The organism is Pontibacter russatus, from assembly GCF_009931655.1.
Classification (GTDB): Bacteria; Bacteroidota; Bacteroidia; order Cytophagales; family Hymenobacteraceae; genus Pontibacter; species Pontibacter russatus.
The window spans coordinates 70,551-84,363 of sequence record NZ_CP047984.1 but is presented as its reverse complement, the minus strand read 5'-3'; the positions used below and the strand labels follow the sequence as shown (position 1 = coordinate 84,363).

General features: G+C 50.3%; 11 protein-coding genes and 2 tRNA genes. 2 read left to right on the top strand and 11 right to left on the bottom strand.

Features of this window, described 5'->3' with window-relative positions:
- Position 1: 1 nt before the first annotated feature.
- On the bottom strand, positions 2-841 hold the full coding sequence (locus tag GSQ62_RS00370; RefSeq protein WP_161887662.1) for an MBL fold metallo-hydrolase: 840 nt from the start codon (positions 839-841) through the stop codon (positions 2-4).
- 276 nt (positions 842-1,117) lie between these two features.
- A complete protein-coding gene (locus tag GSQ62_RS00365; protein WP_161887661.1) occupies positions 1,118-2,068 on the bottom strand; it encodes an acetyl-CoA carboxylase carboxyltransferase subunit alpha in 951 nt (316 codons plus the stop codon).
- A gap of 220 nt (positions 2,069-2,288) precedes the next feature.
- On the opposite strand from GSQ62_RS00365, the gene GSQ62_RS00360 reads away from it, so the two are divergent.
- Positions 2,289-2,362: transfer RNA gene (locus GSQ62_RS00360), tRNA-Asp, on the top strand.
- Between the two features lie 65 nt (positions 2,363-2,427).
- A tRNA-Asp gene (locus GSQ62_RS00355) sits at positions 2,428-2,501 on the top strand.
- An 820-nt stretch (positions 2,502-3,321) separates the two neighbouring features.
- Here GSQ62_RS00355 and GSQ62_RS00350 read toward each other — a convergent pair.
- From GSQ62_RS00350 to GSQ62_RS00310, 9 genes are all read right to left on the bottom strand, one after another.
- Positions 3,322-4,644: a nucleotide sugar dehydrogenase gene (locus GSQ62_RS00350; RefSeq protein ID WP_161887660.1), complete on the bottom strand. Its 1,323-nt coding sequence runs from the start codon at positions 4,642-4,644 to the stop codon at positions 3,322-3,324.
- A gap of 296 nt (positions 4,645-4,940) precedes the next feature.
- Positions 4,941-5,684, bottom strand: a complete 744-nt coding sequence (locus GSQ62_RS00345) for a glycosyltransferase family 2 protein (protein WP_161887659.1) — start codon at positions 5,682-5,684, stop codon at positions 4,941-4,943.
- 378 nt (positions 5,685-6,062) lie between these two features.
- Positions 6,063-6,629: a WcaF family extracellular polysaccharide biosynthesis acetyltransferase gene (locus tag GSQ62_RS00340; RefSeq protein ID WP_161887658.1), complete on the bottom strand. Its 567-nt coding sequence runs from the start codon at positions 6,627-6,629 to the stop codon at positions 6,063-6,065.
- The gene (locus GSQ62_RS00335) at positions 6,626-7,780 is read right to left on the bottom strand and encodes a glycosyltransferase family 4 protein (protein ID WP_161887657.1); all 1,155 of its coding nucleotides are present in this window, start codon (positions 7,778-7,780) and stop codon (positions 6,626-6,628) included. Before GSQ62_RS00335 ends, GSQ62_RS00340 begins: the two co-directional genes overlap by 4 nt.
- Positions 7,770-9,644, bottom strand: coding sequence for an asparagine synthase (glutamine-hydrolyzing) (gene asnB, locus GSQ62_RS00330; protein WP_161887656.1), 1,875 nt, complete (start codon positions 9,642-9,644; stop codon positions 7,770-7,772). The genes GSQ62_RS00335 and asnB overlap by 11 nt, the downstream gene beginning before the upstream one ends.
- Positions 9,645-10,167: 523 nt before the next feature.
- Positions 10,168-11,235 (bottom strand): glycosyltransferase family 4 protein, encoded by a 1,068-nt coding sequence (locus GSQ62_RS00325; protein ID WP_161887655.1) that lies wholly within the window; start codon positions 11,233-11,235, stop codon positions 10,168-10,170.
- Between the two features lie 35 nt (positions 11,236-11,270).
- Positions 11,271-12,098 (bottom strand): O-antigen ligase family protein, encoded by an 828-nt coding sequence (locus tag GSQ62_RS00320; protein ID WP_161887654.1) that lies wholly within the window; start codon positions 12,096-12,098, stop codon positions 11,271-11,273.
- Positions 12,099-12,136: 38 nt separating this feature from the next.
- Positions 12,137-12,682: a hypothetical protein gene (locus GSQ62_RS00315; RefSeq protein ID WP_161887653.1), complete on the bottom strand. Its 546-nt coding sequence runs from the start codon at positions 12,680-12,682 to the stop codon at positions 12,137-12,139.
- Positions 12,642-13,808 (bottom strand): glycosyltransferase family 4 protein, encoded by a 1,167-nt coding sequence (locus GSQ62_RS00310; protein ID WP_161887652.1) that lies wholly within the window; start codon positions 13,806-13,808, stop codon positions 12,642-12,644. The genes GSQ62_RS00315 and GSQ62_RS00310 overlap by 41 nt, the downstream gene beginning before the upstream one ends.
- Positions 13,809-13,813 lie beyond the last annotated feature (5 nt).

Genomic DNA, 13,813 nt, shown 5'->3' with positions numbered 1-13,813 from the left:
CTCAAAGCTCCGCTAACGTGAATGTTTCTGCCAGCCTCACTCCCTTCTCTGTTTGCGCAACGGTGCAACACTCGTGAACAGGGTCGTGCTCCAGGAACAGCACGTAATCCTCCGCGGCCGCTTTCGTCAGAAAGGAGGCCTTTTCGTCCAGCGTCAGCAGCGGGCGGGTGTCGTAACCCATCACATAGGGCAGTGGTATATGGCCGGTGGAGGGCAACAGGTCGGCCATGTAGGCCAGCTTTCTGCCTTTGTAGGGAATCACCGGCACCATCATTTTATCTGTATGGCCATTGGCATAAAAGATGTCGAACTGCGGGAACGGCGACGGAACAGCCGGATCAATCAGCCGGAGGTGACCGCTTTCCTGCATGGGCAGGATATTCTCTTTCAGGAAAGAGGCTTTTTCACGGGCATTCGGTTTGGTGGCCCACTCCCAATGGTCGGCGTTGGACCAGTATATAGCATTAGGAAACACCAACTCCGGTGCGCCGCTGGAACTATATTGCACGCCGCCGCCGCAGTGGTCGAAGTGCAGGTGGGTCAGGAACATATCCGTTATATCCTCCGGCGCGAAGCCAGCCGTGTGCAGCGAGCTTTTGAGGGTGGCCTCACCGTGCAGGTAGTAATGGCTCAGGAACTTTGCGTCCTGCTTATCGCCAATGCCGTTGTCGATCAGGATCAGGCGGTCGCCGTCTTCGACCAGCAGGCAGCGCATGGCCCATGTGCACAGGTTGTTCTCATCGGCCGGGTTGGTCCGCTGCCAGAGGGTTTTCGGCACCACCCCGAACATCGCGCCCCCGTCTAACTTAAAGAACCCGGTATCTATCACGTGTAGCTTCATGCGTAGGATTGCTGGTTTATGATTGTTAAATGGTTGGATGGTTAAATGGTTGTTTTTATGTTGATTCCGAAACTGCTGAAATGATGATCGTTGAATAACTGATATAAACACTAAGTTGAAATGGTTAAGATTATATTTAGTTGCAGTAACAGTTTAACTTCCTCAGATGAGAAAAATCAGCCATTTAACAGTTTAACAACCAAGAATTAGTAACCATTTAACAAGCAAAAACCATTTAACCATTTTAGGTATAAACGATCAACAACAACCAACCAACTACCCCTCCAGCACCACGCCCATCTGCGAGAATTTCTCTATGCGCTGCATGATGCGCTCCTCCGGATCCAGCGGGTCGAGTTCGTTCAGCAGCTTCACGATTTCCTTTTTCATGGTGCGCATCATTTTCTCCGGGTCCAGGTGCGCGCCGCCAAGTGGTTCTTTGATGATGCCGTCAATCAGCCTGTTCTGGAGCATGTCTTTTGCCGTCAGTTTCAGCGCCTCGGCGGCCTGCTCTTTGTAATCCCAGCTTCGCCACAGGATAGACGAGCAGGACTCCGGGGATATAACGGAGTACCAGGTGTTCTCCAGCATCATCACGCGGTCGCCGATGGCGATGCCCAACGCACCGCCCGAGGCGCCCTCCCCGATGATGATGCAGATAACCGGCACCTTCAGCATGAACATTTCTTTCAGATTGCGGGCAATGGCCTCGCCCTGCCCCCGCTCTTCCGCCTCCAGGCCCGGGAAGGCCCCCGGCGTGTCGATCAGCGTGACGATGGGGCGGTTGAATTTCTCGGCCATCTTCATCAGGCGAAGCGCCTTGCGGTATCCCTCGGGGTTGGCCATGCCGAAGTTGCGCATCTGGCGCTGCTTGGTGTTGCGCCCCTTCTGCTGCCCGATAAACATGATGCTGCGCCCGGCCACTTCCCCAAAGCCGCCAATCATGGCCTTGTCGTCGCTCACGGTACGGTCACCGTGCAGTTCCACAAACTTGTCGGTGATGCCGTTTATATAGTCCAGGGTATAGGGCCGCTCGGGGTGGCGCGACAGCTGCACGCGCTGCCAGCGGGTCAGGTTGGCATAGGTCTCTTTCTTCAGCGTCTTTATCTTCTCCTCCAGGGCCTTCACCGCCTCCGACACGTCCACCTGGCTCTCGGCCGCCAGCGTCTTCATCTCCTTCAATTTGCCCTCGAGGGCCGCAATGGGCTGTTCGAAATCTAAAAGCATGGGTTCCTCCTTGTTTAGGACACAAATTTAACAGTTTCCGTTTAGGATGGTGAACAAGTTCGCACTTTATGCTGCGCCCAAAAATTTTTATATTGTAAATGAAGAATTTAGACTGCAGCCGCTAAAATATAGGCGCAAAAAGAGCCGCGCGTCTTGCACATCCGGAAATAAGCATATACATTTGCATCACTCTAACGAAAAGCGGGAGAGGAAAAGAAACGGTCTGGTAGTTCAGTTGGTTAGAATGCCGCCCTGTCACGGCGGAGGTCGCGAGTTCGAGTCTCGTCCAGACCGCAGATAACACTGCGGAAAGTACATAGCGGAAGTGGGGCAGATGGCTCCGAAGAGTAAAAATTTTTGGTCTGGTAGTTCAGTTGGTTAGAATGCCGCCCTGTCACGGCGGAGGTCGCGAGTTCGAGTCTCGTCCAGACCGCGAAAGCCTGAGGAGAAACCCTCAGGCTTTTTTTGTGCCCGCTACCTATGTCCTTTTCCATCCTTTGAGGCTTCCCCTATTCAACTGCGAGTTTTTTCTTTGCCGCTTCATCAATTTCTACCTCTCCCCAACCCTCTCCTAATAATATATGCTGGAGATATTGCTCCCGCAGTATATATAACGTGAATTCGGGAATTAATTGAATGTAATATTCTGCTATTGAAATGATTATAATAAAACACTCACTGACTCAGAGTGAAACCGTTTCCAGTTTTCACCTGAGGCACCTTGTAGATGTTGCGGTGCCGCACGCAGTAAGGCAGCCTGAGCAGAGCGAATAGAGGGCCCCTACCCCCGGCAGCTTCAGCTACACAGTGCTGAAGGAGATTAGTTTACCCCGAAGCATTTCGGGGAGGCCTCTCGGCCTGAGAGCACCACACCCAGCTATAGAACTTAAAGTAAGTTAAGCCCAGAGGGATGAACAGCGGCTACAAGCTTAGGCACAATAATTCCCGAGTTCACGTTATATATAGCTTTAAGAACACGCCATTTTAGCCATGTGCCGGTCATGTAAATGAGCTTCCCTCTAAAAACCAGGGAAAAGGGTAAAGCCTTCAACTCAAGGAGTGCTCATCCGGATTTCTCAATGCGTAGGAAAGTTTTGGAGGATTTCCTTATTCCCCTAAAAGGCCACAAAACCTTTACGCTTTTCGGGAAATAGACGGCATTGGGCCTAAGGGGTGGAAACACGAACTTAAAAGCAAAAAAGGCCGGGCGAAGTAATCTCCCGGCCTTTTCTATATATAAATTCTGCTGCAAATTACAACCTTGCATCCACCAGGCTCCTGTCCAGACAGGCCTTGGTGTCGAAGATAACGGCGTTGTTGCGCTTGTACTTCTGGTAGTCGAAGTTCAGGAACTCGTTGTGGGCCACCGCCACCACAATGGCGTCATACACCACGTTTTCATCCAGCTTGTTCTGTATCTGCATGCCGTACTCGTGCTCTACCTCCGCCATGTCCGCCCAAGGGTCGTATATATCCACCTGCAGGCCAAACTGTAACAGCTCCTGGTAAATATCCACCACGCGCGTGTTGCGCACATCCGGGCAGTTCTCCTTAAAAGTGAAACCCATTATCAGCGCCTTGGAGCCCTTGATCTTATGGTCTTTGTTGATCATCAGCTTCACCACCTTGTCGGCCACAAACTGGCCCATGTTGTCGTTCACCCGGCGGCCGGACAGGATAACCTCCGGATGGTAGCCCAGCGACTCCGCTTTGTGCGCCAGGTAATAAGGATCCACGCCAATGCAGTGGCCTCCCACCAGGCCCGGCTTGTACTTCAGGAAGTTCCATTTCGTGCCCGCCGCCTCAATCACGTCATTCGTGTCGATGCCTATTTTATCGAATATCAGCGCGAGTTCGTTCACAAACGAAATGTTCACGTCACGCTGCGCGTTCTCGATGGCCTTGGATGCTTCGGCCACCTTGATGCTGGGCGCCTTGTGCGTACCCGCCTCAATGATGGAGCGGTACAGGTCGTCCACGCGCGAGGCAATGGCGGGCGTAGAGCCGCTGGTCACTTTCTTTATCTTGGTGAGCGTGTTGATTTTGTCCCCCGGATTGATGCGCTCTGGCGAGTAACCCGCAAAAAAGTCCTTGTTAAACTGCAGGCCCGAAACGCGCTCCAGCACAGGCACACAGTCCTCTTCGGTGCAGCCGGGGTATACAGTAGATTCATATATCACCAGGTCGCCGGTTTTCAGGATGCTGCCCAGCATTTCGGATGCTTTGATCAACGGCCGCAGGTCCGGCGCCTTGAACTGGTCGATGGGTGTGGGCACCGTCACAATGAAGGTGTTGTAGGCGCGCAGGTCTTCCACATTATAAGAGAACTGCAGCCCGGCGTCCTGCTTGTCGCTGTTCCTTCTAAGGCTGATGACATGCTCCAGATCGGCCATATTGGCTTCCTGGGTGCGGTCGATGGCTTCGCTCAGCTCATGTACCCGCTCCCGGTTAATGTCGAAGCCCAGCACGTCGTACTTTTTACCGAACTCAATGGCCAGCGGCAGACCGACATACCCCAACCCGATAATGGCGATCCTGGCGTTTTCTACCGCGGTACTCTTTCCGTTGTTGCTCATGTTTCTAAAGACTCTTTCAGTCTAACTTTAATATATAATAATATTGTGTGATATATATACTCTAATACAAAAAGCAGGTTTCATTTTTTCCGCTGCTGCAACACGCCTCATCCCACTGTTTAAAAGCAGCCACTCCAGAGAGCCGCAGTAATTCCGGCTCCGGAGCCACACAGCAATAAGCCACCTCCTGCCCTGTTTTCCCGCATTACCTGCCAGTGTCTTCCCGAGGCTCCCATCCCCTATAGATAGGAGGTTGCAAGAGGAAGGACAGGAGGTGGGTCCATTCCGCTGATAAGCTACAGAAACTGAACAAGTTTCCGGATAGGCTTCAGGAAGCGCGTGTAGTAGCGGGGCTTCAGGCCGTTAACCTGCCAGGCCCGGAAGTCTTCCTGGTTGGCCCGCCACCTGTTGGCCAGCGTTACGTTGCTTTTGCCTCCTACCCGCATCCGCACCAGCACCTCCGGCACATAAGCCGTGCTGATGCCCTCCTTGTAGAGGTAGCGCAGCATCAGCTCGTAGTCGGCCGCGCTTCTGAACTTCGTGTTGTAGAGCCCCAGCCGCTCATAAACTTCCCGCTTTACGTAAAAAGTGGGATGGGGTGGCATCCAGCCATATAAAAAATTATTTTTTTTATATATCCCCGATTTCCAGTTTCTAATAACCTTTCCTGCATCCTGCCGGCTCACATACACCAGGTCTGCATAAATGCTTTCCGTCCCGTTGTTCCTGAAAGCTGCTGCCACTGCTTTGATGGCATCCCTCGATTCAAAGAGGTCGTCGGAGTGCAATAGGCCCACCACATCACCGGTAGCCAGCCGGATGCCTTTGTTGATGGCGTCATACAGGCCCGCGTCTTTCTCAGAAATGAATTTGCTGATCCGGTCGCCATAGCTCTGCACCAGCTCCACCGTGCCATCCGTCGACTGCCCGTCCACCACGATGTATTCAATGTCAGGGTAAGTTTGCGCCAGCACAGACTCGATGGCGTCTGCGATGGTTTCCCGGTTGTTGTAGACAATGGTGATGATGGAAATTTTCACGGGCGACTATACGAGGTATCCGGCAGCAAAGGTAAACAGAAATTTTTTATGCAAAGTGCGCTTATGTCCCCAGGCGGGAATTTGCCATTTATACCTATATCTGATGGGTTCAGGATATATGAGAAGTCGTTTCTTTTGCTTTAAATTCACCTCTCCCTAACCCTCTCCTAAAAACAGGAGAAGGAACCGTGTACGTTAAGGAACAAAGAGTTTTAAATTAGATAATCTCAGCCACTCATATAGCAGAAACGTGGGGCAACTTCCCATGTGGAGGGGTAAAATCTCTCCCGCTGTTCGAGATGACGATGACAATGGAAGATCTTTAACTGAACGCCATTCGAGATAAGGGCAGATCGCCATCATAGCTCGCCTCTAAGATCAGCCAATGTCTCTCCTGCGTTTCGGCTGGGCTGGGTTTCCCTGGTAGATGGTATAGGGCGCTAAATCAGTTGTGGCAACGGAGCCAGCGGCCAGCACGCTGTGAGAGCCACAGTTTACATTTGGACAAACAATGGCTTTTGCACCAACCCAGGCCCCTTCTTCTACCATAATCTTTCCCACCATCAGGTCGAAGGAAGCGCTTTTGTAATTATGGCTGCCGGTCAGCAGCATGGCCCCCTGCGACAAGGTCACGTTATCCTGTAGCCGCACCGTCGTCAGGTTGTCAATCCAAACCTCCTCCCCTATCCATACGTGGTTCCCCACCTCCAGCAGCCAGGGATACTTGATGTTCACAGCAGGTTTGATGACAACGCCCACCCCCACTTTTGCCCCAAACAGGCGCAGCAACTGCACTTTCAAAGCACTCGCCGGGTTCAGCGGGTTGATGAAGAGCAGCGCATTCACCACATACCAAAGCGTGCGCTTCACGACCCCGGCACCCGACTGGTACCAGTCGTTGTTGTAGGAAGCAAGGCGGACTTTTTGTTTATTTCCCTGCATCATGCAAAAAGCGCTTTATTTGCGGCCACCAAGGCCTCATCCTGTATAAACCGCCGCGCAAATTGGAGTGCATTCCCTGACATGCGGTTGAAAGAATCCTGATCCAGAGCCAGCATTTGCTGGATAGCGGCAGAAAACCGGGGCCAGTCTGCCAGAGGCAAGTCATATCCCACATGCAAGGCTTCCAAACCCCTCCAGGGGGTTTGGTCGCTGATGATAACTGGCAAGCCTGCTGCCAGGCTCTCTAAAATGACATGTCCGAAATTTTCTCCTCTTGTGGGCAGGAACAAGGCATGGTATTTCGATAGCGTGGCAGACACTTCACTGCTGGGAAGACTGCCATGGTACGTAACGGCTATGTTAGCAGGCAGATTCTCTATAAGCTGCTGACATTCTTTCCAGTAAAATTCTTCGTTTACCGGCCCATATATATCAAATATTATCTTCCCGGCATAGGCTTTGTCATTTAAAACCTGGAGCGCAAAATCCGTATTTTTTTCGGGGGATATCCGGGCTACACTTACGAGCTTGAGCACACCCTGCTGCTTTGGCGCAGCAGGGTGTGCGTCCCCATTCTTCACTGATTTCGGCAGGTTGGGCGCTATGACTACTTTTACCCGCTTCCCTACTTTCGCATGTATATATTCCTCTTCAGCTGCATTCGTCGCATGAAATGTAATGCCCTTGTAGAGCCCCAGCCACTTGGCAGCAAAGAAAAAAGCTTTCTTCTTGCCTGGTTTCACATCAACCGCCCCAGGTGCGAACATGCCCCGTGCCGCTATCACCACAGGCACTAGCTTGTTCTTTCGAGCGATGAGCAAGGGCATTATTGAAAAATATTTGGAGAAGATGCCGTTGATATAAACCACATCCACCAGAACGCTTTGCATAATCTCCTTCAAAGAGGCATAACTCAGATGGCTCTCCGAGAAATAATACACCTGCACGCCTTGTTCCAACTGGTGCCATTTATTAGCAGGAACATCCGCATAAGGTTCATCCGAGGTATAGTCTGTGTTCCGTGTGATTACCCAGAAGTCATATTCTTCCTTCAGGTTCGCGATAAGATTAGCGCATGACTGTATCGGCCCACCGGCTTTATATCCTGGCAGAAACCAGTCGATGGTGATAAGGATACGTTTTTTATGCTTCAAGCTCATTTTCTTCCAGCCAGTTTTCCAGAACGACCAGCGCCCATACCCTCGCCCAGTTCACGGCAACATCCCCGCGCAGGAAGCGCTGCCACAGTTGATGCAGTTCCTCCGGCCGTAGCAGGCCCCGCTTGCCGAGGTTTTTCAGCTTCTCGTCTGCAAAGGCATATAGCTCCTGCTTCAGCCAGTTCTGCCAGGGCAGCACAAAGCCCATCTTAGGCCTGTTGATGATGTCCATCGGCAGCAGATCACCCAGTGCGTCAGTCAGCAACTTCTTGGGTGAGGTCGGGTATTTATAGCTATCCGGCACCCCCAGCACATATTCAACCAGCTTGTAATCCAGGAAGGGCACCCGCACTTCAAGCGCATGCGCCATGCTCATCTGGTCGGTGTCGCGCAGCAGGGTGTTTTGCATATAAGAGCCTATCTCCGCCACCGATACTCGGCTCAGGACTGGTAACAGCTGTTCCTGCCGCTGCCGGCTTGCCTCCACCAACTGCTGTACCCGGTTCTTTTCCAGCGCTTCACGGCCCGTCAGTTGCAAAAGATAATCATCCGGGAGCACCTGCCGGATAATTGGATAGGCATCACTTAACTTCCAGGATGTCAGGCCCAGCAATTCGTTTATTTTGTTGGTGGCCACGGAGGGTTTCAATGTTTTCAACGACTTGCCCGCCACGCGCCGGAGCGCCAGCGGCACTGAAGCCAGCCACTGGTACCGGTGCAGGGTAGCCATTTGTGTGAACATATCATACCCGGCAAACAACTCATCGCCCCCCAAACCCGAAAGTGCCATCGTGATCCCGGCCTCCTTGGTTACTTTAGAGACTACAAAGGTATTCGGCCCGTCGCCGCTCGGGTGGTCCATGGCCTGCAATGCCGCCGGTATCAGTTCCAGGAAATCATCGGGTGTAAGTTTTATTTCGGTATGTTCTGTGTCAAACTTTCTGGCAATGGCAGCAGCAAATCTGGCCTCACTGAAGGCTTCTTCCTCAAACGTGACTGAGAACGTCTTTACCCGCTGCGAGGCCACCTGGCTCATAAGCCCGACAATGGCGCTGGAGTCGATGCCGCCCGAGAGGAAGGCTCCGAAGGGAACATCGGCCACCAACCTCCGGGCTACCGCCTGTTGCAGCAAGTCATGCACGTCCCGCTTTACCTCCTCATAGGGCTTCCCCTCCGCCTCCCGGCTGTAGTTCTTTTCCGGCGACCAGTAGCTGGAAGTAGTTATCTCTCCCTTGCTGATATGGATGTAATGGCCCGGCAGCAGCATCTGCACGCCCTGCACCATCGTCTCCGGCGCATGCACCGTCTGGTAGCGCAGGTAATCCGCCAGGGCAGCCCTGTTCAGTTTGCGGGGCACAAGTCCGCTGGCGAGCAGCCCCCGCACCTCTGAGCAAAAAAGCAGGCGCTGCCCCTGCTGAAAATAATACAAGGGCTTTATCCCCAGGCGGTCCCGGAATAGGAAAACTTCATTTTTAGCCTTGTCCGAGATGGCTAAGGCAAACATGCCATTGAAATGATGCACACATTCGCGGCCCCATTTCTGCCAGGCGGCCAGGATCACCTCTGTATCTGTCTGCGTCTGGTACGGGTAGTCCCGGAGTTCCTGCTTCAGTTCCCGGTAGTTGTAGATCTCGCCGTTGAATACCAGCACCAGGTTTCCGTCTGCGCTGAGCATGGGTTGGTGACCGGCGCAGGACAAATCAATAATAGACAACCTGCGCTGCCCCAGGGCAACACCCGGAACCACAAAGCTGCCGCAATCGTCCGGACCGCGGTGTGCGATGGCCCCGTTCATGGCGTCTAATGTCCTGCCTGCCTCTTCAGGTGCCGCTATCCCTATAATGCCACTAATGCCGCACATTCGTCTTAATTAGAATTTATAAACTGATGTTATGCAAGTACGCTATTTGTCCCCCTTTGAAGGGGGTAAGGGGGATGATGGCTCCTGCTGATAGCTGTTCAACCAACATCTGAGGCTAGCTGTAAGTACACAGCTACAGCTGCTTAGATGAAGCAGCCCCTTCTTCATCCCCCTGCCCCCTTCAAAGGGGGACTTTCTCAGTTACTCCATGCTGCTACTGCAACTTCTTTGGAAATAACGGATTAAAATATTAATACTTGTAAGCTTGACTTTTCAAACCACCCCTGCCCCTCCTTGTCTAAGGCGGGGAGTTTTACTTACTGCTTCTCCTTCCTTCCATGATTCATGTGAATTTATATATATAACTTACATATGCTTTGTTATATATAAATTATATATAACGTTACCTTAACGTCAGCTATAATTCTTAATGTTTAAAGAGGCAGTAGCTGACTCCCCTCCTTAGACCCTAAAGGGGGCCCCTTCACCCCCAGGAGGGGCAGGGGTGGTTGGAAACCTCTTATTACCCCTCCCCTTCCTGCACCAGTCCCATCAATTTATCTGCCCATATAGAGGGTGTGTTCTGCAAAGCCAGAGCTACGCTCTTCTCCCCCATCTCCAGCAGCTTTGCATCCGACAGGCTGACCATTTTTTTCATGGCCTCCTTCAGGCCGTTCACATCACCCGCAGCAAACGAAAAGCCATTGACATCCTCCTGCAGGTAAGCCGTGGCGGCCCCTACCTTGTTGCTGCAAAGCAAGGGGAAACCGGCGGCGGCAAACTCATGCACCACCACCCCCCAGGGCTCAAAATGCGAAGGTAACACAAATACCCCTGTCTGGCTACTATACTCCTGCATTTGGCTTGGCTGCACAAACCCGAAATGCTTTATTTTAGCATGTGGCAGCGCTTCTCCCTCTAAAGGGCCCGTACCCAGGCACCACAGTTCCCATTCATTTGGGTGCTCTTCCTGCAGCTGGGCAAATGCCTGCCACAAATCAGTTATCCCCTTCTGCGGCACATAACGCCCCACATATATAAAGCGTTTCGGGAAGGAAGTATCTTTCTGAGCTTTTGTCTCCTGATAAATCTTGTTGAAGTAGGCAACATCCGCTGAGTAATATCCCTGCAAAATTTGCAGTTCTTTAAAACCTAACTTTAAAGCATATGCTTTCTGGGGGGCACCGGCCACGAAAGCGTGGGTAAAAAGGCGCTGCAGCGTAAACGGAGCCAATAGGCGCGCGACGTGCTGCTTTGGGGAACCAAACCAGTGATTGTCCATGCCGACAAGCACCGGAATCTGCTTCTTAAAGGACCGCACTACCGCCAGGTAATCTTTGTCTATCCAGCCACTACAAAAGATTAAACCGGGCTGTATGTGTTGGCAGAGCGCCACGAGTTGCTCACGTTTATATTCCTGCTTCTCATAGACAATCACACCTTCAGGTATCTCAAATAAAAATGGTGCCTCTTCATTGACAGGCCAGCGTACCAGATGCACCTCCGCCGGATGCTCCGCTACCAGCGCTTTAATGCAGGAAAGGAAGTAACCGGCCAGTTCTGTGTATAAGAAAAGGAATTTTGTTTTCATTCGGTTTCTGGCAGAAAGCCTGCAAAGATAGGCATTTATCTTTCCTGCCTATGCGTCTGACCAAGCTGGAGAGGAAGCACATTCTTTTGAGTCACTTTTAAATAAGACCTTGGTTGATCCTTCACGATATATATAAGCAGCGTGAGAATCATCAGCACCTGAATAGTGAAAGGGTTTAAGGAGGCTACCAACCAGGACTCCACCATATTGGAAGCAATAAGCGCAAAAGCAATGGGAAATGCCAGGAAGGAATTCCTGGATGCCCTCAGAAATAAAATGCCCCAAGCTATAATAAAAAGAATTAATCCGATTAACCCGGTATCCAGCCAGACAGTCAGAAAGGCGTTATGGGCGTTGCCTTCGTGCCCCAGCATACTTAACTCCCAGAAATGCTGTCTGTATATCCACTCGGTATAGCTGAAGCCTCTCCCAATCCAGAAATTCTTTTGAATCTGCTCCCAGGCAAACTCCCGTGCCACTACCCTGCCGCCGCCTGCATCTAATGTCTCCACCCGTAGATACTCCTCAAAGCCCAGTGTATGCGCAATGGCTACAATATCTATCTCGATGCTCACCAGCATAATGCCGATGACTGCAGATAAGAGCAAACCAATCGTTTTACCTCGCTTCGAAAGAAATTGGGTTACAAAAAAAATCAAGACAGCCAGCGTTTGCCCCCTCGAACCGCTCCAGAGTAAGGAAGAGAAAATCAGGCCTAAAATGATAATATTTTCTTTCTTTGAAAATAGCTTCGGAAAGTAGTGCCGGATGGTAAAATAAAGAAGAAAGAATAAGAAGCAGAACATTCCCAGACCGTTGGGGTTTCCCAGGGCACCGGACGATCGGCCGCCTTCATTGTACATCACCCAGGAAGGATTTACCAGGTACATGATGTAGCCCGCTAGCAAAACCCCCCTCCCAGGTAAATAATTGCTTTGAGAAAGTGGGTGGTATATACTTTGTAAAGGCTGTAAAATAACACAGGCACGATGATAAACAGCAGTAGATAGGAGAGCGTTTTCTGGAAAGCAGTGAAGGGCTCGGGGCTGAAGACAATGCAGAAAAAGGCAAAGGCCGCAAAGGGCACAAAAGCAGGGTGGAAGGATTTTGAAAAATCCAGTGGCAGATTAACTCGTCTTGGAAAGAGGAATGGCAGCAAGAGTAAAAGCACCAGGAATGTCTTCAGGTCTTGTGAGAAAGACAAAGCATATATCCTGCTGTCTGAAAGTATCAGCGTAAAGAAGAATAAGATGAACAGATATAAATGCCGCCCCTGGTTCTGCAAATACAGCGCGAACAACACCAATATGGGAATTGAAAGCATACCTAATGTGATGCCTGTAATAAGCCACAATAAGAGGAGCGTAAATAGCTGCTTATAGCCACCAAAGGAGGTGGCTGCACTGTTATCCTTCAGATATATGGTATGGGTGCCTTTGGTGAACAATCGAATTGATGCTGTCTATTGTGGTTTGGATAATTGTGTCCCAGGTGAAATTTTCTGCTATCATACGTTTGGAAGCTTCCTTTTTTTGAAGCAACACCTGCGTATCCATATTAATAGCTTCTGTTATAGCTAATTGAAGTGACTCCTTATCAGCAACCGGAATCAGCCAACCCGTTTGATCACTAACTAATGCGCTTACAGCCCCTACGTCTGTGGCTATAACTGCTAAACCGGAAGCCATCGCCTCCAATATTACTGTTGGCATCCCTTCTGAGTAGCTGGGGCAAACCAGTACATCGGCGGCATGCAGAATACGCTTTATCTCTATCTCATTTTTAATGAGGCCCAGGTAATTTACATTCGTAAGTTCAAGCTGTTTATCGTTTGGGATAGGGCCTATGAAGCTAAAGCTGAAAGCATAACTTGATGAAATTTTATTTATAACTTCCTGAAGTTCCTCTATTCCCTTTCGCCTTTCGTAGCGGCCTATAAATACGAATTTTCTGTCTTTGTTTGTCTCTACTAAAAGATTTTCCTCCAGCCAATGTTGTTCAATACCTATAGGGGTTTCAATTATTCTCCTCAAAGTTAGCTTTTCTTGAATCGCTGTAAGCTTACCACCTAAAGAAAATACTAGGTCTGCATTTTTTAAAACATATTTTACGGGTGCTCTTAATAGCAAGTGCTGAAGCTTTACATTAAGATTTGGTGACTGTTGAAACATCTCAACGCCATGAAAATTTACTCCAATTGCGGGTAAAGACTTGCCTTTTCTCTTTTCGGCGATTGTCTTCCAACCAGTAAAACCCTGAGCATAGATAAAGTCCACAGCTTCTTTACCCCTTAGTAGTTTATATACCCGTTCTGAATACAAATAGGATTCTAAAACATAATGCCCGGGTAGCTTACTGACTGAAGGAAAAGGAATATAATTAGGTGTTATATATGCAAGTTCCTCCTCCGAAAACTCCCTTAACTGCTTTGTATCTGCCTCTATACTTCCTGTATGATATAAATCTACGAATATTTTATTTCTCGCCAGATATTTAGCCAGGTAAAAAGAGTGCTTCTGCATGCCGCCCAGCACGTACGGATAAATCCCATCAGTTAGTAACGCTATCCTCATTATAT